Here is a 24,256-nt window from a genome sequence, read left to right as displayed (position 1 = left end):
AAACCACGCATACGACACCTAGAAGACACTGAGGAGCACATATGTCCAGCCAACGTTTTTTTACTCTCCATGCGGCGTGCGCGACAGTGTCGTCGTTGCGCGCACCGTTGATCGCAGTTGCGGTCGCAGGCTTGCTCGCCGCGTGTGGCGGCAATGGCGTCACTGCGCCACCGAGCGCAGCCGCCGGCGGTAGCTCTAGCGGCGGGGGTTCGACCAGCGGTGGCCCGACCACCAGCACGTCGTCGGGCACCACCGGCCTCGCCACCGCCGCCGCACAGACGACCAAAGACCTCGGCGACACGATCGCCTCGCAGACCATCCCGGGCCTCAGCCCGCAGGTCACGCAAGGTCTCGGCAACGCGGTGTCGAGCACGAGCAGCACGCTGAACTCGCTCGCCAATGCGGTGAGCGGCGGCGTCGGACAGATCGGCACGACCTCCAATCCGGTCGGCACTACGGTCGCCGGTCTCGGCTCGGTGGTCAGTTCGACGAGCGGCGTCGTGCAAGGTCTGAGCACCGCGGTCGGCGGTCTCGGCACCGGCAATCTCGCGCCGCTGTCGCCGCTCACGACCCCGCTGGCAACGGTTCTCTCCACCACCGCCGGCGCACTGAATGCCGGTGGCGTGACGCTCGGCAATTCGCTGGCCTCCGTGCCGGTGCAGCAGGTCACCCAGCCGATCAGCACCGCAATCACGCCGATCGTGCAGACCGTCGGACTCGTGACGCAAACGGTCGGCACGCAGACCGGCCTCGGCGCGCCGGTAGGCGGCCTGCTCGCGCAAATCGGCGGCACGTTGAAATCGACCAGCACACAAGTCGGCGCGGCAACGAACAACCCGCTCGGCGCAGATCTCGGCAACCTGGTCGGCTCGCTCGGCAACACGGTGACGAACGCCGGCGGTCTCGTCAATCCGAACGGCCCGAATGGCGCGAATCCGATTCCTGGCTTGATCACGAGCCTCGTCGGCAGCACGAACGTGGCCGTCGTCAATGGGCCGCCTGCCAACGGCAGCCCGTTCGGCCCGCTGCAAAACGCGCTCGCGAGTCTCGGGCTCGGCAACAACCCGCTCGGCTCGGTGTCGACGCTGCTCGGCGGCACGCCGCTGGCCGGCCTGACATCGGCGTTGAACGGCACGCCCTTGAGCTCGCTGACTTCGGGCGGCTCGCCGCTGAGTTCGCTGACTTCAGTGCTGGGTGGCACGCCTTTGGGTTCGCTCACCTCCGCGCTGGGCGGCTCGGGTAGCGCATCGAATCCGTTGTCGACACTGACCGGCGCGCTCTCCGGCGTCACCAGCGGCGCCTCGGGTAGCAGCGGCAGCAATCCGCTCGCGCCGGTGACAGCCCTCGTCGGCCAGCTAACCGGCACACTCAGCTCGGCGGCAGGTTCGACGAGCGGCTCGGGCAGTGCAACGGGCGGCTTGACGACACTGCTCGGCGGCCTGGTGCCGGTGAGCCATAAGTAGTCCGCATAAGTCGCTCGTTGATGCCGCGCATACAAGGCGTCCCGTTGGACGGCCCGTTATGCAGCGCGCATAAGCAGTCCGCGTTATCACGTGCTCCGCGCTTTTTGCAGCTAATGCTCAAGCACAACGGAGCACGTGACGTAATACATGCAAGCATGGCAGTATGCGTCGAGCCACACATAAGCGATCGCGACCAGCCCGGCCAGGCGGCGCGTCCGCAAGACAAGAACGGCATACGAGGAAAATCCGATGAAACTCGGGTACGGTAGTGGTAGTAAATGGACCCTCCTGCTCGCGGCGATCGCGGCAAGCGGGATGCAAGTAGCAGCACACGCGCAGTCACGCCCAGCCGGCCCGGCCGTCGGTGGCAATCCTCTCGATTCGCTGCCGCAGATCAAGGCGCCCGACAAAGGCCCGAACGTGACCATGCAGGTCACGCCGCAAGCCCCTCAGCTTCAGGAACTGCTCGCCCGCCATCTGACGCCTTCAAAGATTCAGGTCGAGGGCGTAAAGTCCATTCCGTTCGACGAAGTCGCGCAGCGCTTCACGCCGCTCGTCGGCAAAGACACCACCATCGGCGATCTGATTCAGGTCGCCAACGGCGTTACGAAGCTGTATCAGGACCGCGGCTACGCGCTCTCGTTCGCGTTCATTCCCGCGCAGACGTTCGACGACGGCGTGGTGCGCGTGACGGTGGTCGAAGGCTATGTGTCCGCGGTCAAGGTGACGGGCAAGCCGGGCGCAGTCGAAGACAAGATTCGCGCGATCGCCGACCACATCGTCGCCGACCGGCCGTTGCGGCGCGCCACCTTCGAGCGTTACATCAACGTGCTGGGTCTGTTGCCCGGCATAAAAGTCGCGGCCAACGTGGCGCCACCGCAAAATACCGACGGCGCCACCACGCTCGAGTTGAACGTGGACCGCAAACCGTTCGACGTCAGTACGGGTATCGACTTCAATCACCCCGGCGTGCAAGGTTTGTTGACAGCCACCGAAAACGGCCTGACCGCACTTGGCGAACAGCTGAGCGTGTCTGCGTTGCTGCCGAAGGGCCGCGACAACGTCACGTATCTTGCTGCGCACGCCGCGGTGCCGATCGGCAGCAATGGGCTAATTGGGAAAATCGACGCGTCGCACTATCGCGGCAATCCCACCGACAATCCCGGCCTGCCCTCCTATATTGAGCGTACGGTCATCAACGATAAGGTCGGCGGCTCGCTGGCGTATCCGATCCTGTTGAGCAACAAGCAGAGCGTGATCGGCACGGCCTCGGTCTACGCGTCGCACGACGAAGATCGCTACAACAATCACGATACCGGCGCGCAGATCGGCTTTCGCTCACAGGTGCGGGTGCTGCAACTGCAGGCCGACTACACCAACGTGGAAACCGGTCAGGTGCGCCGCGCGAGTATCAATGTGGCGAAGGCTTTCGACATCCTTGGTGCGTCGAAATCCGGCGACTCGAACGTTCCCGGCTCGACGGTCACGAATCCGGCGTCGATCAACTTCGTGCGGACCGGTGCAAGCTTTTCGCAAACCAACGAGTGGCCGCTGAAGATCGGCACCGCGGTTTCGTTGACCGGTCAGTACAGCGCCGCCTCGCTGCCGACGTCGGAACAGATCTCGTTCGGCGCGCAACGTTTTGCGCAGGGCTATGAACCGGGCGAAGCGTCGGGCGATTCGGGCTGGGGCGCGATGTTCGAAGTCAACCGGCCGTTCACACCGGGTTTCACCTATCTGCGCACCTTCACACCGTATGTCTCGTTCGACATGGCGCGCGTGTATCTGCATGCAGGCACGCCCTCGCCGTCGAAGCTTTCGTCGATTGCGTTCGGCTTCCGGATCTCGGACGCGAAGTATTACAGCCTGGATTTGTCGGTGGCCAAACCGATCGGCGATGCGCCGGTGGAGAGCGCGTCGCGCAGCCCACGCATCAACGCGACGTTCTCGTATCAGCTGAACTGAAGTTCGAAAGTGCCGCGTCCTGATTAGAGGTTCCACTATCAAACGACACGCGCACTTTCACGTATTCTGCGCTGACGGTGCTGCCGACTTCGACCGGCTTCGGGGGGGGGGGGGGGGGGGGGGGGGGGGGGGCCCCCCCCCCCCCCCGGGGGGGGGGGCCCCCACACCGCATCGCGCACACCGATGTGGCCGAAGTTGAATCTGAGAGGCTGTACCCGGCACACCAGGCATCACGGCAGCCGGAAACTGAAGACCGCCCGAGATGCCAATAACGCCGCGCGACCATGATCGCGCCGTCTTTAATCAAGGAGGAAGACAATGATGCAATTCACTCAACGCGCGCGCACAATCGCGCTTCGCACAGCCAAACATGCCGCCCTCGCCGGCGTGCTGCTCGTTAGCGCCGTCACGGCCATGGCGCAGGCCGATTCCCCGGTTGGCATGTGGCAAACCATCGACGATCACACCGGCCAGCCCAAGGCACTCGTGCAAATTGCACAGGACAGCAGCGGCTCGCTGAGCGGCAAGGTGGTCAAGGGACTCAGCGCGAACGATCAACCAGATCGCCGCTGCACCGAATGCACGGACGCGCGCAAGGATCAGTTGATCCTCGGCATGACGATCATCAACGATATGAAAAAGGACGGCGACGGCTGGGATCACGGGCAGATTCTCGACCCGGAAAACGGCAAGGTCTACAAGTGCAAGATGCACCTGGAAGATGGTGGGAACAAGCTGGTGGTGCGTGGCTACATCGGCGTTTCGCTGCTGGGCCGCTCGCAGACCTGGATTCGCCAACAGTAACGAGCGCGTCGTTCACGCACCGATGCCTGACGCGCGAAGATAGTGTTCCATCAAGGCCGCGTCTGCTGCCGGGATGGAACCAGAAGAAACGGCCGACGATCGCCATCGTCCGGCCGTTTTTTTGTTTGAGTCTGGCTGGTTGGAGTTGTCATGCAGCGTGCTTGAAGGGCGACGTATACGCGAACGGCGAAGACGGTAACGGCTTGACTGGTGCCGGGCTGTACGCCGGGTGCACTGCAGCGGGCACCTTTTCTGCCTCAGCGCTCTTCGGTTCCGCGCTCACATGCGTGCGCATGCGCGCTTCCATCAGCTTGCAGAGTTCCTCGCTCGCCGCGCCGAACAACTGATCCATGACGCGCTTGAGCACGCCGGATTCATACCACGCCTTGAAGCGGCGATGGCAGGTTTGATACGACGGATATTTGCGCGGCATGGCGGACCAGGTCGCGCCGCTATACATCACCCACAGCACACCATTGAGCACGGAGCGCGTGTTGGCGAGCGGACGGCCACGCAGTTCGGAACGCGGACGCAGTTCAGGGAGCAACGGTGCAACACGTTGCCATTCTTCATCATTGATATCACGGTACGGATTCATGGCTTCTCCTTTGTCAGAACCATGACAAAGAAGATATCCAGTCGTCCGCGGACGGAACATAAGACCAATCCGAATCTTGAAAATACGACTTCGGACTCCGCCTCTTCGACGAGCGGACCGTGATCTATCGCAAAAGCATCCGCGCCCGCGTCACGCGGCGGATTAAGTCAGCGACGTATCGACGATCCGGCGCGGTGTGTCGAGATATTCTTTAGATTGCATTTCGACGATGCGCGAGACCGTGCGCGCGAATTCGTTGGCCATCGGACCGTCGACATACAACTGATCGGGCGGCACCGCTGCCGACATCAGCAGCTTGACCTTGTGGTCGTAGAACACGTCGATCAGCCAGGTGAAGCGGCGCGCCTCCGAAGCCATCCGCACCGACATCTGCGGCACGCCCGACAGGATCACCGCGTGAAAGCGGCTCGCCAGTTCCAGGTAATCGTTCTGCGAGCGCGGACCGCCGCAGAGCGTCGCAAAATCGAACCACACGACGCCGTCAGCGCGCCGCAACGCCTTCAGCTCGCGCTTTTCGATGCGCAGGATAGGGCTCTCATCAGGAACCGCCGCAAGGCGCGAAAACGCGTCGCGCAACGCTTTGTCCGAAGCCGCGCCGAGCGGCGTGTGGTACACCTCGACCTGAGCCAGCGTGCGCTTGCGGTAGTCGATGCCCGCGTCGACATTGATCACGTCGAGCTTCGACTTGATCAGTTCGATTGCCGGCAGCATACGATCGCGATGCAGACCGTCCGGATACAGCGTGTCCGGATCGTAGTTGGACGTCATCACGAATTGCACGCCGTTCTCGAACAGCTTGTCGAGCAGACGGTAGAGGATCATGGCGTCGGCGATATCCGAGACGTGGAATTCGTCGAAACAGATCAGCCGGTAGCGCTTGGCGATACGGCGCGCGAGTTCGTCGAGCGGATCGGCTGTGCCTTTCAGGTCCTCCAGTTCGCGATGCACCTCGCGCATGAACTCGTGGAAATGCAGCCGCGTTTTGCGCTGCACCGGCACGATCATGTAGAAGCTGTCCATCAGGAAGCTCTTGCCCCGCCCTACGCCGCCCCACAGGTACACGCCACGTGGCAGATCCGGGTGGATGATCAGTTTTTTGAACGCGTTCGAGCGGCGTGATTTGTACTCGACCCACTCGTCATAACACCGCTGCAGACGGTCGACCGCCGCGCGTTGCGCCGGGTCCGATTGATAACCCCGCGTCTGCAGTTCTTTTTCGTAGTATTCGGTGACGTTCATTGTGTTGCTGCAAAAAGAAAGGCGGGAGGGAGTGAACCCGCCCGCCTTCGTGGTGATGCCAGAGTTGCGTTCAGTCAGGCGTGCGCGTGATTACATGTTCAGCGCGCGCTTGTCCACGGCCAGAGCCGCTTCGCGCATGACTTCCGACAGCGACGGGTGCGGATGGCAAATGCGGCCGATGTCTTCCGACGCCGCCTTGAATTCCATCGCCACCACGGCTTCCGCGATCAGGTCCGATGCGTTTGCCGAAATGATGTGCACGCCCAGCAGTTCGTCGGTCTTCGCGTCGGCGATCATCTTGACGAAACCATCCGCCTTGTTGATGCCCAGCGCGCGGCCGTTCGCCATGAACGGGAACTGGCCCGTCTTGACTTCGCGGCCTTCAGCCTTCAGTTGCTGCTCGGTCTTGCCGACCCACGCGATTTCCGGTTCGGTGTAGATCACCCACGGAATGCAGTTGTAGTCGATATGCGGCTTCTGACCGTCGATGATTTCGGCCACCAGCACGCCTTCGTCTTCAGCCTTGTGCGCGAGCATCGGGCCACGCACAACGTCACCGATCGCGTACACGTTCGGCACAGCCGTCGCGCAATGGTCGTCGACGTCGATGAAGCCACGCTCGTTGGCCTTCAGGCCGATGGCTTCGAGGCCGAGGTTGTCGGTGTTCGGCACGCGGCCGATCGACACGATCAGGCGGTCGGCTTCGAGCGTTTGCGCGTTGCCGTCCTTGTCCGTGTAATTGATCGTGACGCTCTTGTCAGTGGTCTTGATCTCGCCGACCTTCACGCCGACGTGGATGTCCAGACCCTGCTTCTTGAATTGCTTGGCGGCTTCCTTAGCCAGCGCCTGGTCAGCCGCGCCGAGGAATTCCGGCAGCGCTTCGAGCACGGTCACGTCCGAACCCAGACGGCGCCACACCGAACCGAGTTCCAGACCGATCACACCCGCGCCGATCACGGCGAGCTTCTTCGGCACGGTGTCGAACGTCAGCGCGCCTTCGTTGTCGGCAACGATCTTGTTGTCGACCGGAACGTTCGGCAGGTGACGCGCCTTCGAACCCGTTGCAATGATGACGTTCTTCGCCGTCACGACTTCGGTTTCGCCTTCGCCGCTGACTTCGATCTGCACGCCGGCGTCCGTCTTGCCCGTGAACTTGCCATGGCCCTTGAGCCACGTGATCTTGTTCTTGCGGAACAGGAATTCGATACCCTTGGTCATCTTCTCGACGATGCCTTCCTTGCGGGCCAGCATCTTCGTGATGTCGAGCTTCACGTCCGACACGTTGATACCGTGATCGGCGAGGTGATGCGATGCATTTTCAAATTCTTCCGACGACGCGAGCAGCGCCTTCGACGGAATGCAACCCACGTTCAGGCACGTGCCGCCGAGCTTCAGCGCGCCGGCCGGGTTCTTCCATTTTTCGATACATGCGACCGTCTTGCCGAGCTGCGCTGCGCGGATAGCGGCGATGTAGCCGCCGGGGCCGGCGCCGATCACGACGACGTCAAATTCTTTGGACATGACAATCCTTTTGATGACGGAACGACGCGCGGCCACGCTTCGTGGCGCGCGTCATTCCAGTACTGCGGAATGCTAGAGACGTGCTGCTTATATGGCGCCGACTTGCGCGATGACAAGCCGACGCCCGCCAAACCGGCAATTACAGGTCGAGCAGCAGGCGCGCCGGGTCTTCCAGCGCATCCTTCATCGCGACCAGCGACAGCACCGCTTCGCGACCGTCGATGATCCGGTGGTCGTACGACAGCGCCAGATAGTTCATCGGACGGATCACGATCTGGCCGTTCTCGACCACAGCGCGTTCCTTTGTGGCGTGCACGCCCAGAATGGCGGATTGCGGCGGGTTGATAATCGGGGTCGACAGCATCGAACCGAACACACCACCGTTCGAGATCGAGAACGTACCGCCCGTCATTTCTTCGATCGACAGCTTGCCGTCTTTGGCCTTCTGGCCGAATTCAGCAATCTTCTTTTCGATTTCAGCGAGGCTCAGCTGATCTGCGTTGCGCAGAATCGGCACCACCAGGCCACGCGGCGAACCGACCGCGATACCGATGTCGAAGTAGCCGTGATAGACGATGTCGTTACCGTCGATCGACGCGTTCACGAGCGGGAATTTCTTCAGCGCGTGGACAGCCGCCTTCACGAAGAACGACATGAAGCCCAGCTTCACGCCATGTTCCTTTTCGAACTTGTCTTTGTACTTATTGCGCAGGTCCATCACCGGCGCCATGTTCACTTCGTTGAACGTGGTGAGGATGGCGTTGGTTTGCTGCGACTCGAGCAGACGCTCGGCGATACGCGCGCGCAGACGCGACATCGGCACGCGTTGTTCCGGGCGGTCCTTCAGCCATTGGTCGGCCGATGCCGGTGCCTTGACGTCCGGCAGCGACGGCTTGGCAGCCTTCGGTGCGGCAGCCGGTGCCGGTGCGGCCTTGGCAGCCGGTGCGCCAGCCGTCAGCACGTCACCCTTGGTGATGCGGCCGTCGCGGCCCGTGCCGGCGACGTCGCCCGCGCCCAGACCCTTCTCGGCCATCAGCTTGCCGGCAGCCGGCGAAGCAGCGGTGTTCGCACCCGTTGCGGACGCAGCCTGAGCGGCCGGTGCGGCAGCCGGCGCCGGTGCGGCGACAGGAGCCGGCTTCACTTCGGCTTCGACAGCAGCGGCGCTTGCCGTGCCTTCGGTGTCGATCTTGGCGATCACCTGATCCGCAACGACGATGTCGCCGTCGTTCGAGATCACTTGCGCGAGCACGCCGGCGGAGGGCGCCGGCACTTCGAGCACGACCTTGTCGGTCTCGATTTCGATGAGAATTTCGTCTTGAGCAACAGCCTCGCCGGGCTTCTTCTTCCACTGCAGCATCGTGGCTTCCGAGACCGACTCGGAGAGCTGGGGAACCTTGACTTCAACAATAGCCATTATGAATATCCTGAATACGTATCGGGTGACGGCGCGCGATCTATGTACTCGACGACCGCCTGCGAACCATACCTGCCGGGAACGAACCACCATGGGGTGACTGAACGCGGCACGGGAAAGCGCAGCGCGCTTTCCCGGTTCGTCTGTTTTCCTTATTTAGCGATCGACGCGCTCTTCAGGCGGCCGAAAGCGCCTTCGATCAGCGCCTTCTGCTGCTCGTAGTGCTTCGCGTAGTAGCCGACTGCCGGCGAGGCCGAAGCCGGACGTCCGCTGTATGCCAGCTTCTGCCCTTCCTTCATGCCTTCCTTCAAGTGGTGCTCGATGTAGAACCACGGGCCTTGATTCTGCGGCTCGTCCTGCACCCAGACCACTTCGGTCGCGTTGTCGTACTTCTTCATTTCCGCTTCGAACTGCTTATGCGCGAACGGATAGAGCTGTTCGATACGGATGATCGCGACGTCGTTAGACTTCGATTCACGGCGATGCGCCAGCAGGTCGTAGTACACGCGGCCCGAGCAGGCCACCACGCGCTTGACCTTCTTCGCTTCGATCGCTTCGTCGATTTCGCCAATGATCGGCTGGAACGCACCCTTCGCCAGTTCGGACAGATCCGACACGGCTTCCTTGTGGCGCAGCAGCGACTTCGGCGTAGCGACGATCAGCGGCTTCCTGAACAGGCGGATCATCTGACGGCGCAACAGGTGGAAAATCTGCGCCGGCGTGGTCGGCTGAACGACCTGCATGTTGTGGTCTGCGCACAGTTGCAGGAAACGCTCGATACGTGCCGACGAGTGCTCCGGACCTTGACCTTCATAGCCGTGCGGCAGCAGCATCGTGAGACCCGACACGCGGCCCCACTTCACTTCGCCCGACGAGATGAACTGGTCGATCACGACTTGCGCGCCGTTCACGAAGTCGCCGAACTGCGCTTCCCACGCGACGAACGTATTCGGCTCAGCGGTCGAGTAGCCGTATTCGAAGCCCAGCACCGCTTCTTCCGACAGCACCGAGTCGATCACGTTGAACTTCGCCTGACCTTCCGCGACGTTTTGCAGCGGCACGTAGGTGCCGTCGTTCCAGCGTTCGCGGTTCTGATCGTGCAGCACCGCGTGACGGTGCGTGAACGTGCCACGGCCCGAGTCCTGACCGGTCAGGCGCACTGCGTAGCCCGACGCGACCAGCGACGCGAATGCCAGGTGTTCGCCCATGCCCCAGTCGAGCTTCGCTTCACCACGGCCCATCGCGCGACGGTCGTTGATGACGCGCTCGACCAGCGGGTGAACCTTGAAGTTTTCCGGGATCGTGGTGATGCGCTCAGCGAGGCGCTTCAACTCAGCCAGCGGCACGGCCGTGTCGGCTGCGTCGGTCCACTTGCGGTTCAGGAACGGCACCCAATCCACCGCGTACTTGCTCTTATAGTTCGAGAGCACCGGATCGACCGTGTGGTGGCCTTCGTCCATCGCCTTGCGGTAGGCCTTGACGAATTCGTCGCCTTCTTCCGCGGTGATCACGCCTTGCTGGACCAGCTTTTCAGCGTACAGCGCGCGCGTGCCCGGGTGCTTGGCAATCGTCTTGTACATCAGCGGCTGTGTGACAGCCGGCGTGTCCTGCTCGTTGTGGCCCAACTTGCGGAAGCAGACGATGTCGACGACGACATCCTTGTGGAACTGCATCCGGAAGTCGATGGCCAGCTGCGTAGCCAGCACGACCGCTTCAGGATCGTCACCGTTCACGTGCAGCACCGGCGCCTCGATCATCTTGACGACGTCCGAGCAATACAACGTGGAGCGCGAGTCGCGCGGGTCCGACGTCGTGAAACCGATCTGGTTGTTGATGACGATGTGCAGCGTGCCGTGCGTGCCGTAACCGCGCGTTTGCGCGAGGTTCAGCGTTTCCATCACGACGCCCTGACCTGCGAAGGCCGCGTCGCCGTGGATCTGCACGGGCAATACTTGCAGGCCGCTTTCGTCACCGCGACGGTCCATCCGCGCCTTCGACGACCCTTCCACCACCGGGTTGACGATTTCAAGGTGCGACGGGTTGAACGCGAGCGACAGGTGAACCGGGCCGCCGTCAGTCGAGACGTCCGACGAGAAACCCTTGTGGTACTTCACGTCACCGGCCGGCAGGTCGTCGACGTGCTTGCCTTCGAACTCGGCGAACAGGTCCGCCGGCATCTTGCCGAGTGTGTTCACGAGGACGTTCAGACGACCACGGTGAGCCATGCCGATGATGATTTCCTGGACGCCGTTGGCGCCACCATGACGCACGACTTCGTCCATCGAGGCGATGAAGCTTTCGCCGCCTTCGAGCGAGAAGCGTTTCTGGCCGACGTACTTGGTGTGCAGGAAGCGCTCGAGGCCTTCAGCGGCCGTCAGGCGATTCAGGATGTGCTTTTTCTTTTCGTTGGAGAAGTTCGGCGTCGAACGGATCGACTCGAGCCTCTCTTTCCACCAGCGCTTCTGTTCCGGATCGCTGATGTACATGTACTCGGCGCCGATCGTGCCGCAGTACGTGTCACGCAGGGCCTTGACGATCTCGCGCAGCGAAGCACGCTCGAATCCGAAATACAGATTCGTGGCGCTGAACTCCTGGTCCATGTCGGCTTCGGTGAAGTCGTAGAACGCGGGTTCGAGTTCGGGGATTGCGGGACGTTCGCGGCGCTTCAGGGGATCGAGATTGGCCCATTGCGAGCCGAGGAAGCGATATGCGCCGATGAGGGACTGCACATAGACTTGCTTGCGGGAGGTAGCGAGATCTTCGCCGCCGGCCGCCGTGCGCGGGATGAAGGCGTTAGCCTTGGCCCGTTGCGCAAACGATTCGACGATCGGGCCATGGGCCACGTCGTTGGCATTGCTGCCATCTGATGCAGGGACGTTCTGCAACGCGTCGAAATAGCTGCGCCAGTTCTCGGGCACTGACGCCGGATTATCGAGATACGCTTCGTACATTTCTTCTACGTACGGAGCATTGCCGCCGAACAGATAAGAGTTCGACTGGAATTGCTTCATCATTTTTACGCTCACCTTTCTTCGAGTTTCTCGAGAAATAGCGGGTTACAGAACCTTCCGCGACACGGCCTGACCGTTTAGCGGATTGCGCGAATCAAGTCTTGCTTGGAAGGACCTAAAACTTTGCACCCGGGGAGCATATCACAGAACGGATAGTGCAGATAGCAGACGGACTGGCGCCCAAGCCTTTTACGACGGGCTTTCGGCTGGTTTTGCAGGCCTCGCAACAGACTCCTGCGAAAAACAGGGACAAACACGACAAGCAGACGGCCAATCGCGAGCAATTGCACGCAACGCGAATGGCGCGCCAGAAATGGCAAAAGCCACCCGAAGGTGGCTTTTGCCCGACAGCATGCCCAGTCAAGGCCGATGCTGATTTAGTCCACTGCGCCCTTACGGCTGGCGCTGCGGCGCTCGTGTTCCTTCAGGTAACGCTTGCGCAGACGGATGGATTTCGGCGTGACTTCGACCAGTTCGTCGTCGTCGATGAATTCAACCGCGTATTCCAGCGACATCTGGATCGGCGGCACGAGGCGCACCGCTTCGTCCGTACCCGACGAACGCACGTTGGTCAGTTGCTTGCCCTTGATCGGGTTCACGACCAGGTCGTTGTCACGGCTGTGAATGCCGATGATCATGCCTTCGTACAGCGGCTCGCCCGGCGACACGAACATACGGCCGCGATCCTGCAGCTTCCACAGTGCGTACGCCACTGCCGCGCCGTCGTCCTGCGAAATCAGCACGCCGTTACGACGCTCGCCGACACCACCTTCCCTGACCGGCTGATACGAGTCGAACGTGTGGCTCATCAGGCCTGTGCCACGCGTCAGCGTCAGGAATTCGCCCTGAAAACCGATCAGCCCACGCGCCGAAATACGATACTCGAGACGCGTACGGCCACGGCCGTCCGACGCCATGTCGAGCATTTCGCCCTTGCGGCGGCCCAGCTCTTCCATCACGCCACCCTGGTGGCCGTCTTCCATGTCGACCGTCAGGTTTTCGTACGGCTCGTGCTTGACGCCGTCGACTTCCGTCATCACCACGCGCGGACGCGACACGGCCAGCTCGTAGCCTTCACGGCGCATGTTTTCGACCAGAATGGTCAGGTGCAGCTCGCCGCGGCCTGCCACTTCGAACGTGGTTTCGTCGCCCGTTTCTTTCACGCGCAGCGCCACGTTGTGGTTCAGCTCCTTCATCAGGCGGTCGCGAATCTGACGGCTCGTGACGAACTTGCCTTCGCGGCCGGCCAGCGGCGACGAATTGACGAGGAAGTTCATCGTGAGGGTCGGTTCGTCGACGGTGATCATCGGCAGCGCTTCCGGTTGCTCCGGTGCGCAAATGGTCACGCCGATGCCGATTTCTTCGATACCGTTGATCAGCACGATGTCGCCGGCTTCAGCCGAGTCGACCTGCACGCGCTCGAGACCCTTGAACGACAGGACCTGGTTGATCTTGCGGTTCAGGATCGCACCATCGGGGCCCGAACGCACGGCGACGGACATGCCCGGCTTGATCGTGCCACGCGTAATGCGGCCGACGCCGATACGGCCGACGTACGACGAATAATCCAGCGACGTGATCTGCAGTTGCAGCGGCGCTGCCGGATCGGCCGGGCGGACCGGCACGTGTTGCAGCACGGCTTCGAACAGCGGGCGCATATCGCCTTCGCGCACATCCGACGTCAGGCCGGCGTAGCCGTTCAGACCCGATGCGTAGACGATCGGGAAATCGAGTTGTTCGTCAGTTGCACCCAGCTTGTCGAACAGGTCGAAGGTCTGGTTGATCACCCAGTCGATCCGCGCGCCCGGGCGGTCGACCTTATTGATCACGACGATCGGCTTGAGACCGAGCGCCAGCGCCTTCTTGGTCACGAAGCGCGTTTGCGGCATCGGGCCTTCGACCGCATCGACCAGCAACAGCACCGAGTCGACCATCGACAGCACGCGCTCCACTTCACCGCCGAAGTCGGCGTGGCCCGGGGTGTCGACGATGTTGATGTGCGTGCCTTCGTACTCGACCGCGCAGTTCTTCGAAAGAATCGTGATGCCACGTTCCTTTTCGATGTCGTTCGAGTCCATCACGCGCTCGACAACCGCCTGGTTGTCGCGGAACGTGGCGGTTTGGCGGAGGAGCTGGTCGACGAGCGTGGTCTTGCCGTGGTCGACGTGGGCAATGATGGCGATATTGCGTAGGGCGCGAGTCATAGGAACCTGGAGACAGTTGAGTGCGCCAGCAGCAGCATTGTGTACGAGCCAACAAAGCCCAAAGCGCACTTTTGGGAACCCAATATTGTAGCACGCCCAAATGAAGCTTTCTGGTATTCCCTGATATCTCCATCGTCTTCCGCGCAGCGCTGCGTAAGAAACAGACCCACGCGGCTCCGGCGAAATCCTACGCAAATCCACGCGCATTGTGCCTTGAGGAGGAAAAGTTCCTTACCTAAGCTGTAATAACGCTTGCCGCGTCAATCAACCGCTGTCTATAATCCTGCCTAGTCAACCATTGCATTCGCACGAGAATCATGACGGATCCGTCCTCAACACCCAGCTCAGAGATCAGCGAGTATCAGTTGGGCGAAAGCGTCGGCTATTTGCTCTCGCGGGTGAAATCGACCATGTCGAACCTGGTCACGCAGCGCAGCATGGCCGAGCTGGGCATCACGAGCCAGCAAGGCAGCATCCTGTTCATGGTGGCGAGCGGCAAGTGCCTGCTGGCGGCCGAACTGGCGCGCGAATACGGCATCGATGCCAGCGCCGTTACACGTCTGGTCGACCGGCTGGAAAAACGCGGCCTGCTGACAAGAGTGCGCAGCAACGAAGACCGGCGGGTCGTGCGACTCGCGCTGACCCCGGAAGGCCACGCGATCGCGGCCAAAATGCCAGCCATTTTCAACGGCGTGCTGGACAACCTGCTGGGCGGGTTTACCCCCGAAGAAGTGGGTTTTTTGAAGAGCATGCTGCGCCGCGTACTCATCAATTCCGGCGAACAAACGGGACTAACCCGTGATGCAGCAAGCAATTTTGACAGCAAATCGTAATAAATTGCTTGCAGTGTCCATCATTACATTCCACTCAAAGAGTCGAGCGATGAAATCCCTTTCCCTGTCCGCGCCCGCACTTTCGAGCCGGGCCGCTGTCGCCGCCGCGGTGACGGCGCTCGCCCTCACGGGGTGCGCGAACTACTTCGGCATGAAGAGCGACAAGCAGATCTCGCCGCCGGCTCAGTACGAGTCCACCCAGAGCCTGCCGGGCCAGGGCGGCCAGTGGCCGTCGCTCGACTGGGCCAACCAGTTCGGCGACCCCCAACTGCCAAAGCTGATCGAGGAGGCGCTGGAAGGCAGCCCTTCGATCGCGCAGGCGCAGGCTCGCCTCGCCAAGGCTTCGTCCTATATTGAGAGCTCGCGCTCGGCGCTGTACCCGAAGGTCAACGGCAGCTACTCGTGGACCCGCGAGTTGTTCTCGGCGAACGCGCTCTACCCGCCTCCGTACGGCGGCACCTGGTATAGCGAGAACAACGTGCTGGCGAGCGCGTCGTGGGATCTGGACCTGTGGGGCAAGAACCGCCAGCGCCTGGGCCAGGCCGTATCGCAGGAAAAGGCAGCAGAAGCCGATATGCAGCAGGCGCGCGTAACGCTTGCCTCCTCCGTGGCGAGCACCTATAACCAGCTCGCCCAGTTGTACGCATTCCGCGACATCGCCGCGCGCGAAATCGCCAACCGCCAGGACATCAGCCGCATCACCAACGGCCGCGTCACCGCCGGGCTCGACACCAACGTCGAACGGGAAACCGCGAACGGCAACATCGCGACCAGCCAGGCGAACCTGACCGATCTCGACGGCCAGATCACCGTGGCGCGCTATCAGTTGGGCGCGCTGCTCGGCAAGGGCCCGGATCGTGGCCTGCAGATCGCCAAGCCGGCCCTGACCACCGGCGACACAGTAGCGCTGCCGAACAACCTGCCGGCCGACCTCGTGGCGCGCCGTGCGGATATCGTCGCCGCGCGCTGGCAGGTCGAAGCCGCGATGCACGACGTGAAGGAGGCGAAGGCTGAGTTCTTCCCGGACGTCAACCTCGCCGCCGGTTTCGGTTTCGATGCGTTCGGCTGGGGCCGTTTCCTTAAGTCGGGCAGCCGTCAGATGCAATTCGGGCCGGCCATCCATCTGCCGATCTTCGACGCCGGCGCGCTGCGCTCACAGTTGAAGGGCCGCTACGCAGACTTCGACCTCGATGTGGCGGACTACAACCAGACGCTGATCAATGCGCTCTCGGATGTCGCGACGCAAGTGTCGTCGATCCGTTCGATCGACCAGCAATCGGGCGACGCACAACGCGCGCTCGACGCGTCGACCAAGGCCTATCAGCTGGCGGTGATCCGCTACAAGGCCGGTTTGTCGCCGCAGTTGCAGGTGCTGACCGCCGATCAGAACCGCCTTGCCGCCGAACAGACGGTAACGGGCCTGAAGATGCGCCGCCGCGATCTGCAGATCGGCCTCATCAAGGCGCTCGGTGGCGGTTTCGACGCAACGCAAACCGGCCTCGTGGTGCCGACCGATGCCCCGGCATCGGCCGCCGCGGCATCGGCCTCCGCCTCGACCGCCGCTGCAAACTGAAGCCACATCGACGCGACCCACACTCGCATAAACATCCGAATAAACGACGACGCTTGAGAGAACCCGGAGCACATCAATGAGCACCACCCAACAGCCCGCGGCTACTACACAACCGACTCAGCCGGCCCCGCAGCCGACGCAACCACCGGCTAACAACGGCAAACGCAAGCGCATGATGACGCTGCTCGTCATCGTGATCCTGATCGCCGCGGTTGCCTACGGCCTCTACTACTTCCTCGACGCACGCTTCCATGAGGACACCGACGACGCGTACGTGAACGGCAACGTTGTCCAGATCACGCCGCAGGTCACCGGCACGGTTGTCGCCGTGAACGCGGACGACACGCAAACCGTGAAGGCCGGCGACCCGCTCGTCGTGCTCGATCCGGCCGACGCGCGCGTCGCGCTCGAACAGGCCGAAGCAAATCTCGCGCAGACGGTGCGCCAGGTGCGCGGCCTGTTCGCCGACGACAATCAATACCAGGCGCAAGTTGCCCAGCGCCAGTCCGATCTGTCGCGCGCGCAGGACGACCTGAAGCGCCGCCTGACGGTCGCGCAAACCGGCGCCGTGTCCGCGGAAGAAATCTCGCACGCCCGCGACGCCGTGAAGAGCGCGCAAGCCTCGGTCGACGCCGCCCAGCAACAACTGGCATCGAACCGCGCGCTGACCGCCAACACCACGATCGCCAATCACCCGAACGTTCAGGCCGCCGCCGCGAAAGTCCGCGACGCATACCTGAACAACGCCCGTAACAACCTGCCGGCGCCGGTCACGGGCTACGTCGCGAAGCGCTCGGTGCAGGTCGGCCAACGCGTCTCGCCGGGCACCCCGCTGATGGCCATCGTGCCGCTGGGCGGCGTGTGGGTCGATGCGAACTTCAAGGAAGTGCAGCTGAAGTACATGCATATCGGCCAGCCGGTCGAACTGACCGCCGATGTGTACGGCTCGTCGGTGGTGTACCACGGCAAGGTAGTCGGCTTCTCGGCGGGCACGGGTTCGGCGTTCTCGCTGCTGCCCGCGCAGAACGCGACCGGCAACTGGATCAAGGTGGTGCAGCGTCTGCCGGTGCGGATCGCGCTGGACCCGCAGGAACTTGAAAAGCATCCGCTGCGTATCGGCCTGTCGATGCAAGCCGACGTCAGCATCAAGGATCAAAGCGGCGGCCAACTCGGCCAGGCGCCGAACACGGTCTATCAGACCAACGTGTTCGACAAGTACGGCGACGAAGCTGACGCCGAAATCGCTCGCATCATCTCGGAAAATGCAGGTCCGAACGGCGGCTCGCAGAAATCGGCTCAAGCCGGCGGCGCTGCCAAGTCCGCCGCGAAGCTGATGTAAGCGGCGCGACGATTCATAGAAGGCTTCTTTAATGGCTCAGGCTCAGGCGCAAGTCCCTCATCCGCCGCTCGAGGGCGCGCAACTGGTGATCGGCACCATCGCGGTGTCGCTCGCCGTGTTCATGAACGTGCTCGACACGTCGATTGCGAACGTGTCGATCCCGTCTATTTCGGGCGACCTCGGTGTGTCGTCCGACCAGGGCACATGGGTGATCACGTCGTTCGCGGTGGCGAACGCGATCTCCGTGCCGCTGACCGGCTGGCTCACCGACCGTGTCGGCCAGGTGCGGCTGTTCATGGCGTCGATCATCCTGTTCGTGATCTCGTCGTGGATGTGCGGGCTCGCGCCCACCCTACCGTTTCTGCTGGCCTCGCGCGTGCTGCAAGGCGCGGTGGCCGGCCCGATGATTCCGCTGTCGCAAACGCTCCTGCTCGCCAGCTATCCACGCGCCAAGGCGCCGATGGCTCTATCGATGTGGGCAATGACCACGCTGATCGCGCCGGTGGCCGGCCCGATTCTCGGTGGCTGGATCTCGGACAACATCTCGTGGCCGTGGATTTTCTACGTCAACATTCCGGTCGGCGCAATCGCCGCCGTAGCGACGTGGTCGATCTTCCGCAACCGCGATTCAGTCATCAGAAAGGCGCCGATCGACGGCGTCGGTCTCGGCCTGCTAATCCTCTGGGTCGGCTCGTTGCAGGTGATGCTCGATAAGGGCAAGGACCTCGACTGGTTCTCGTCGACCACCATTGTCGTGCTGGCGCTGGTCGCGGTGATTTCGCTCGCGTTCTTCATCGTGTGGGAATTGACGGCCGAACATCCCGTGGTCGATCTGTCGCTCTTCAGCCGGCGCAATTTCACGAGCGGCACGATTGCGTTGTCGATCGGCTATGGGCTCTACTTCGGCAACCTCGTGTTGTTGCCGTTGTGGCTGCAAACCGATATCGGTTACACGGCCACCGAAGCGGGTCTCGTGATGGCGCCGGTCGGCGTGTTCGCGGTACTGCTGTCGCCGATCACCGGCAAAGTGTTGCCGCGTACCGATCCGCGCTATATCGCGACCTTGTCGTTCCTCGTGTTCGCGCTGTGTTTCTGGATGCGCTCACGTTATACGACCGGCGTCGATACTTATTCGCTGCTCATGCCCACGTTGATTCAGGGGATCGGCATGGCCGGGTTCTTCATCCCGCTGGTGTCGATCACGCTGTCGGGTTTGCCAGGCAACCGGATTCCGGCTGCGTCGGGCTTGTCGAATTTCGTGCGGATCATGTGCGGCGGTATTGGTACGTCGATTTTCCAGACCGCGTGGGATCACCGCACCATCATGCATCATGCGCAACTGGCCGAACAGGCGAGCGCGTACAACCCCGTGTTCGATCAGTCGATCCGGCAGATGGGTGCGGCGGGCTTCAGTCAGCCGCAGGCATATGGCCTGTTCAATTCGATGGCTACGCAGCAGGCCGCACAATTGGGCGTGAATGATCTGTTCTTTGTATCGGCGGGGATCTTTGTCGCGCTGATCGCGCTGATCTGGATGGCAAAGCCGGAACGCGCCGGTGGTGATGCGGGTGCGGCGGCTGCGGCGGCGCATTGAGGTTCTGGTTTTAGTCCGCGAGGGGGGCTGTATATAAAAAAGGCGGGACCGCTGGTGAGCGGTCCCGCCTTTTTTGTTGCTGCCCGCTGAACTTCCGCGCTAGCTCGCTGCAGTGACCACGAGCCGTTCCGGCGCCAGCACACCCTCGCCTTGCTTCGCGACACCAAGCAGACGTCCGTCCGCTGCATATACGCGTACGCGGGGCGCATTCACCGCGTCGCCGGCGATGGTCAACTCGGAGAGCTTCAGCCGCTGCCCATGCAGGAAGCGACGGGTCGCGTCTTCGTCCAGTGTGACAAGCGGGAACGTGGACAGCAATGCATCGACAGGTTGCAGCCACGTATCGCGCTCGCTTTCCGTCGCATCGGACAACGCGTCGAGCGTCACCGAATTCTCCAGCGTCAGCGCGCCGACGCCAGTACGCCGCAGCGCTACCAGATGCGCACCACAACCAAGTGCTTCGCCGATATCCTCGGCGAGCGTGCGCACATACGTGCCCTTGCTGCACGTCACGCGAAACGTCACGTCGGGCAACGCACAGGCCAGCATCTCGAGCGCGTGAATCGTCACCTGACGCCCTTCCCGCTCCACCGTCTGGCCGGCGCGCGCGTATTCGTACAGCGGCTTGCCGTCGCGCTTGAGCGCCGAATACATCGGTGGGACCTGGACGATGTCGCCGAGAAATTTCTGCATGGCCGCCTCTACCGCGGCCTGATCGCACTTCACGTCGCGCGTGTCGATGGCTTCGCCTTCGGCGTCGCCGGTGGTCGTGCGGATACCGAGGCGCATGGTCGCCTCATAGGTCTTGTCGGCTTCGAGCAGGTCTTGCGAAAACTTGGTCGCTTCGCCGAAACACAGCGGCAAAAGACCTGTGGCGAGTGGATCGAGCGTGCCGGTGTGGCCGGCCTTTTTGGCCAGGTAGAGACGCTTCGCGCGAATCAGCGCGTCGTTGCTCGACAGGCCGAGCGGTTTGTCGAGCAGCAGTACGCCGTCGAGTGCGCGACGCGGCACGCGGGGGCGTTGAGGTGCGGTCATGTCAGAAAGACAGGGTCTTCGAAGTGTACGGAAAAAGCGCTAAATGGACTGCAACTGAAGCAGTGCAGCCCGGAATGCGGATAACAGCGCGCTCAGTCTTCTTTCGCGCGATTGGCATTTGCCTCGTCGATCAGGCGGGACATTTCGACGGCCCGTTCAATCGTCTGGTCGTAATGGAAATGCAGCGTCGGCACGGTATGAATGTGCAGGCGCTTGAACAGCTGATTGTGCAGATGGCCGGCCGCGTGCGTGAGCGCTTCGAGCGTCTGTTGCGGGTCGCCTGTCAGCGTCGTGAAGTAGACCTTCGCGTGCGCGTAGTCCGGCGTCAGCTCGACACTTTGAATCGTGACAATGCCGATGCGCGGGTCCTTGACCTCGCGCAGCAGCTCCGACAGGTCGCGCTGGATCTGATCGGCGATCTGCACGTTGCGATTGGGGGAAGAACGTTTTTTAGGCATGGTGTTTGTGTGCTCCGTTCTGACGGATGCAAAAAAGTTGTTCGCGCGAACCGGGGTGGTGATTGCCCGGACGGCAATGAGCGGCTTGATAGCGACTGCAAGCCACCCCGGGGGCACAATACGCGAAAAATGCGCGGGCCCAAAGACAACGGGCGGAGCGGGCGCTTAAGCCCGCTCCGCCCGTTGAGCCAATGCCGCGTGAATTACAGCGTACGCGCGACTTCGGTAACCTCGAAGACTTCGAACTGATCGCCTTCGACGATATCGTTGAAGTTCTTGATCGACATACCGCACTCGAAGCCCTGACGGACTTCCTTGACGTCGTCCTTGAAGCGCTTGAGCGAATCTAGCTCGCCCGTGAAGATGACAACGTTGTTGCGCAGTACGCGCACCGACGACGAGCGCTTGACGAAACCGTCCGTGACCATACAGCCAGCCACCGCGCCGATCTTCGGTACCTTGAAGACCTGACGCACTTCGACCGTACCGGTCACGACTTCGCGCTTCTCCGGTGCCAGCATGCCCGACATCGCAGCCTTCACTTCATCTACTGCGTCATAGATGATGTTGTAGTAGCGAATATCGACGCCGTTGGCTTCCGCCAGCTTGCGCGCCTGTGCATCCGCACGGGTGTTGAAGCCGATGATGACCGCCTTCGAAGCCGTAGCCAGGTTGACGTCCGACTCGCTGATGCCGCCGACTGCGCCGTGCACGATCTGCACGCGGACTTCGTCGGTCGACAGCTTGAGCAGCGACTGCACCAAAGCTTCCTGCGAACCTTGCACGTCGGCCTTGACGATAAGCGGCATGTACGCCACTTCGCCTTCGCCCATCTGTTCCAGCATGTTCTCGAGCTTCGCGGCCTGTTGCTTTGCCAGCTTGACGTCGCGGAACTTGCCTTGACGGAACAACGCGACTTCACGCGCCTTGCGGTCGTCCGGCATGACGATGACTTCTTCGCCAGCTTGCGGGACTTCCGACAGACCTTGAATCTCAACCGGGATCGACGGGCCTGCCGACTTGGTCGGCTTGCCGGTTTCGTCGAGCATGGCTCGCACGCGACCGTAAGCGCTACCTGCCAACACCACGTCGCCGCGGTTCAGCGTACCCGACTGGACCAGGATCGTTGCAACCGGACCCTTACCCTTATCGAGCTTCGCTTCAATAACGAGACCCTTGGCCGGCGCTTCAACCGGTGCCTTCAACTCCAGCACTTCGGCTTGCAGCAGCACGTTTTCCAGCAGTTCGTCGATACCCGCGCCGGTTTTAGCCGACACCGACACGAACGGCGAGTCGCCACCGTATTCTTCCGGCACGACGCCTTCCGCGACGAGTTCCTGCTTCACGCGGTCCGGATTCGCATCCGGCTTGTCGATCTTGTTGATCGCGACGACGAGCGGCACGCCGCCTGCCTTCGCGTGGGCAATTGCTTCCTTCGTTTGCGGCATCACGCCGTCGTCGGCTGCAACCACCAGAATCACGATGTCGGTTGCCTTCGCACCGCGAGCACGCATGGCCGTAAATGCTTCGTGGCCCGGCGTATCGAGGAACGTGATGACACCGCGCGGCGTTTCGACGTGATAGGCGCCGATATGCTGCGTAATCCCGCCCGCTTCACCCGCTGCAACCTTGGCGCGGCGGATGTAGTCGAGCAGCGAGGTCTTGCCGTGGTCGACGTGGCCCATGACCGTGACGACCGGCGGACGCGGCAGTGCTTCTGCGTCCGTGATTTCGCCTTCGACCAGCATCGCTTCCGGATCGTCCAGCTTGGCCGCAACCGCGTGGTGGCCCAGTTCCTCGACGATGATCATCGCCGTTTCCTGGTCCAGCATCTGGTTGATCGTGACCATCTGGCCGAGCTTCATCATCGACTTGATGACTTCCGAGGCCTTCACCGCCATCTTGTGCGCCAGATCGGCGACCGTGATGGTTTCCGGCACGTGCACTTCACGCACGATCGGTTCGGTCGGCGCCTGGAACGTGGTGTTCTGATCCTGATGCTTGCCGCGACCCTTCGGGCCACCGCGCCAGCCGCGATCAACACCGCCGCTCGAATCGCCACGCGTCTTGATACCGCGGCGCTTCGCTGCGTCGTCCTGCCAGCCGCCCTTGCCGCCACCCGGCTTTTTCTTATCGCCAGCCGACGGCGTGGTCGTTGCAGCCGGAGCCGCAGCAGCCGGTTTCTTGGCTGCCGGACGTGCCGGTGCTTCACCCGCCGGACGCGCCGGCTTGTGCAGCGTGCCCTTGGCTTCCACGGGCTTGGCCGGCTCAGCGGGTTTCGGTGCCGGTTCCGGCGCCTTGACCTGCGCCTTGCGCGGCGTGTTCATCATTTCGCGAATCGCACGTGCTTCGGCTTCTGCCGCCGCACGGCGCTTGCTGACTTCTTCCTGCTCGGCGCGCGTTTTCTCGGCGGCCTGACGCGCTGCGTCTTCCGCTTTCTTCGCTGCTTCGCGTTGTGCCGCGCGTTCTGCCGCGGCGCGCTCGTCGTCCTGCTCGCTGTCCTTGGCAACCGCCGGCTCCGCAGCCTTGGCCGCGACCGGTTCAGCCTTCGTCGCCGACTTGGCAGCCTGCGCCGGCTGTGCAGTTTGAACCTGTTCGCGAGCCGCCGCTTCGGCCGCAGCCGCCGCGCGCTTCTTCGCCGCTTCTTCTTCCGCACGACGGCGCTCGGCTTCAGCAGCCTGCTCGCGCGCCTGACGTTCGGCTTCTTCGCGTTCGAGTTGTTCCTGACGCGCCTTCAACTCCTGAGCCTGCTTTTCGAGCAGCTCGGCTTCGTGACGAGCTTCCTCTTCACGGCGCTGGAGTTCCAGATCGTCGACGTCGGCCTCGGCCACATGATTCGATGCATCACCGCCTTCACCGGCGGCTTCGTCGCGGCGGACGAAGGTGCGCTTCTTACGCACCTCGACCTGAATGGTGCGAGCTTTGCCCGTCGCGTCGGATTGCTTGATCTCCGACGTATGCCGTTTCGTCAGCGTGATCTTGCGCTTGTCCGCATCAGTCGAGCCGTGAGACTTGCGCAAGTGGTCGAGCAGACGCGCCTTGTCCGTTTCGGACAAGCTGTCGTCTTCGCTCGCTTTAGTGACGCCTGCTGCCTGAAGCTGCTCAAGGAGCACGCCTGCAGGCATTTTCAGTTCCGCGGCAAATTGGGCTACGTTGTTACTCGCCATTCATTCCTCTTAATGCA

16 protein-coding genes are annotated in these 24,256 nt (G+C 62.3%); 7 read left to right on the top strand and 9 right to left on the bottom strand.

Features of this window, described 5'->3' with window-relative positions:
* Nucleotides 1–41: 41 nt before the first annotated feature.
* From PQQ86_RS07090 to PQQ86_RS07080, 3 genes are all read left to right on the top strand, one after another.
* Nucleotides 42–1,463 (top strand): collagen-like triple helix repeat-containing protein, encoded by a 1,422-nt coding sequence (locus tag PQQ86_RS07090; protein ID WP_408265522.1) that lies wholly within the window; start codon nucleotides 42–44, stop codon nucleotides 1,461–1,463.
* 249 nt (nucleotides 1,464–1,712) lie between these two features.
* A complete protein-coding gene (locus PQQ86_RS07085) occupies nucleotides 1,713–3,428 on the top strand; it encodes a ShlB/FhaC/HecB family hemolysin secretion/activation protein (RefSeq protein WP_408265521.1) in 1,716 nt (571 codons plus the stop codon).
* A 318-nt stretch (nucleotides 3,429–3,746) separates the two neighbouring features.
* Complete coding sequence (locus PQQ86_RS07080) at nucleotides 3,747–4,232, top strand: DUF2147 domain-containing protein (protein ID WP_408265520.1); 486 nt, start codon at nucleotides 3,747–3,749, stop codon at nucleotides 4,230–4,232.
* Between the two features lie 148 nt (nucleotides 4,233–4,380).
* Here the strand turns inward: PQQ86_RS07080 and PQQ86_RS07075 are convergent, their stop codons facing one another.
* From PQQ86_RS07075 to typA, 6 genes are all read right to left on the bottom strand, one after another.
* Nucleotides 4,381–4,830: a transposase gene (locus PQQ86_RS07075; RefSeq protein WP_408265519.1), complete on the bottom strand. Its 450-nt coding sequence runs from the start codon at nucleotides 4,828–4,830 to the stop codon at nucleotides 4,381–4,383.
* A 162-nt stretch (nucleotides 4,831–4,992) separates the two neighbouring features.
* A complete protein-coding gene (gene zapE, locus PQQ86_RS07070; RefSeq protein WP_408265518.1) occupies nucleotides 4,993–6,090 on the bottom strand; it encodes a cell division protein ZapE in 1,098 nt (365 codons plus the stop codon).
* 90 nt (nucleotides 6,091–6,180) lie between these two features.
* A complete protein-coding gene (gene lpdA, locus PQQ86_RS07065; protein ID WP_408265517.1) occupies nucleotides 6,181–7,611 on the bottom strand; it encodes a dihydrolipoyl dehydrogenase in 1,431 nt (476 codons plus the stop codon).
* A gap of 139 nt (nucleotides 7,612–7,750) precedes the next feature.
* Complete coding sequence (gene odhB, locus PQQ86_RS07060) at nucleotides 7,751–9,025, bottom strand: 2-oxoglutarate dehydrogenase complex dihydrolipoyllysine-residue succinyltransferase (RefSeq protein WP_408265516.1); 1,275 nt, start codon at nucleotides 9,023–9,025, stop codon at nucleotides 7,751–7,753.
* A 152-nt stretch (nucleotides 9,026–9,177) separates the two neighbouring features.
* The gene (locus PQQ86_RS07055; protein ID WP_408265515.1) at nucleotides 9,178–12,039 is read right to left on the bottom strand and encodes a 2-oxoglutarate dehydrogenase E1 component; all 2,862 of its coding nucleotides are present in this window, start codon (nucleotides 12,037–12,039) and stop codon (nucleotides 9,178–9,180) included.
* 374 nt (nucleotides 12,040–12,413) lie between these two features.
* Entirely contained in the window at nucleotides 12,414–14,240 is a 1,827-nt protein-coding gene (gene typA / locus PQQ86_RS07050) for a translational GTPase TypA (RefSeq protein WP_097392183.1), read from the bottom strand.
* Between the two features lie 317 nt (nucleotides 14,241–14,557).
* On the opposite strand from typA, the gene PQQ86_RS07045 reads away from it, so the two are divergent.
* From PQQ86_RS07045 to PQQ86_RS07030, 4 genes are all read left to right on the top strand, one after another.
* Nucleotides 14,558–15,073 carry a MarR family winged helix-turn-helix transcriptional regulator gene (locus PQQ86_RS07045; RefSeq protein ID WP_093632466.1) on the top strand — a complete coding sequence of 172 codons (516 nt, stop codon included), beginning with the start codon at nucleotides 14,558–14,560 and terminating at the stop codon, nucleotides 15,071–15,073.
* Nucleotides 15,074–15,122: 49 nt separating this feature from the next.
* Nucleotides 15,123–16,646 (top strand): efflux transporter outer membrane subunit, encoded by a 1,524-nt coding sequence (locus tag PQQ86_RS07040; RefSeq protein ID WP_408265514.1) that lies wholly within the window; start codon nucleotides 15,123–15,125, stop codon nucleotides 16,644–16,646.
* A 76-nt stretch (nucleotides 16,647–16,722) separates the two neighbouring features.
* Nucleotides 16,723–17,985, top strand: coding sequence for an EmrA/EmrK family multidrug efflux transporter periplasmic adaptor subunit (locus tag PQQ86_RS07035; RefSeq protein WP_408265513.1), 1,263 nt, complete (start codon nucleotides 16,723–16,725; stop codon nucleotides 17,983–17,985).
* A gap of 31 nt (nucleotides 17,986–18,016) precedes the next feature.
* Nucleotides 18,017–19,579 carry a DHA2 family efflux MFS transporter permease subunit gene (locus PQQ86_RS07030; RefSeq protein ID WP_408195889.1) on the top strand — a complete coding sequence of 521 codons (1,563 nt, stop codon included), beginning with the start codon at nucleotides 18,017–18,019 and terminating at the stop codon, nucleotides 19,577–19,579.
* A gap of 99 nt (nucleotides 19,580–19,678) precedes the next feature.
* Here the strand turns inward: PQQ86_RS07030 and truB are convergent, their stop codons facing one another.
* The 3 genes from truB to infB form a co-directional block, all read right to left on the bottom strand.
* Nucleotides 19,679–20,614 carry a tRNA pseudouridine(55) synthase TruB gene (truB, locus tag PQQ86_RS07025; RefSeq protein ID WP_408265512.1) on the bottom strand — a complete coding sequence of 312 codons (936 nt, stop codon included), beginning with the start codon at nucleotides 20,612–20,614 and terminating at the stop codon, nucleotides 19,679–19,681.
* Between the two features lie 92 nt (nucleotides 20,615–20,706).
* Nucleotides 20,707–21,072: a 30S ribosome-binding factor RbfA gene (gene rbfA, locus PQQ86_RS07020; RefSeq protein WP_120292913.1), complete on the bottom strand. Its 366-nt coding sequence runs from the start codon at nucleotides 21,070–21,072 to the stop codon at nucleotides 20,707–20,709.
* A 203-nt stretch (nucleotides 21,073–21,275) separates the two neighbouring features.
* On the bottom strand, nucleotides 21,276–24,239 hold the full coding sequence (gene infB / locus PQQ86_RS07015) for a translation initiation factor IF-2 (protein ID WP_408265511.1): 2,964 nt from the start codon (nucleotides 24,237–24,239) through the stop codon (nucleotides 21,276–21,278).
* Nucleotides 24,240–24,256 lie beyond the last annotated feature (17 nt).

The sequence above is a fragment of the Paraburkholderia sediminicola genome, assembly GCF_046026675.1.
In the GTDB taxonomy this organism is placed as follows: domain Bacteria; phylum Pseudomonadota; class Gammaproteobacteria; order Burkholderiales; family Burkholderiaceae; genus Paraburkholderia; species Paraburkholderia sediminicola_F.
Note: the sequence above shows the minus strand (reverse complement) of the source record. Positions and strands in the feature narration are given on the sequence as shown.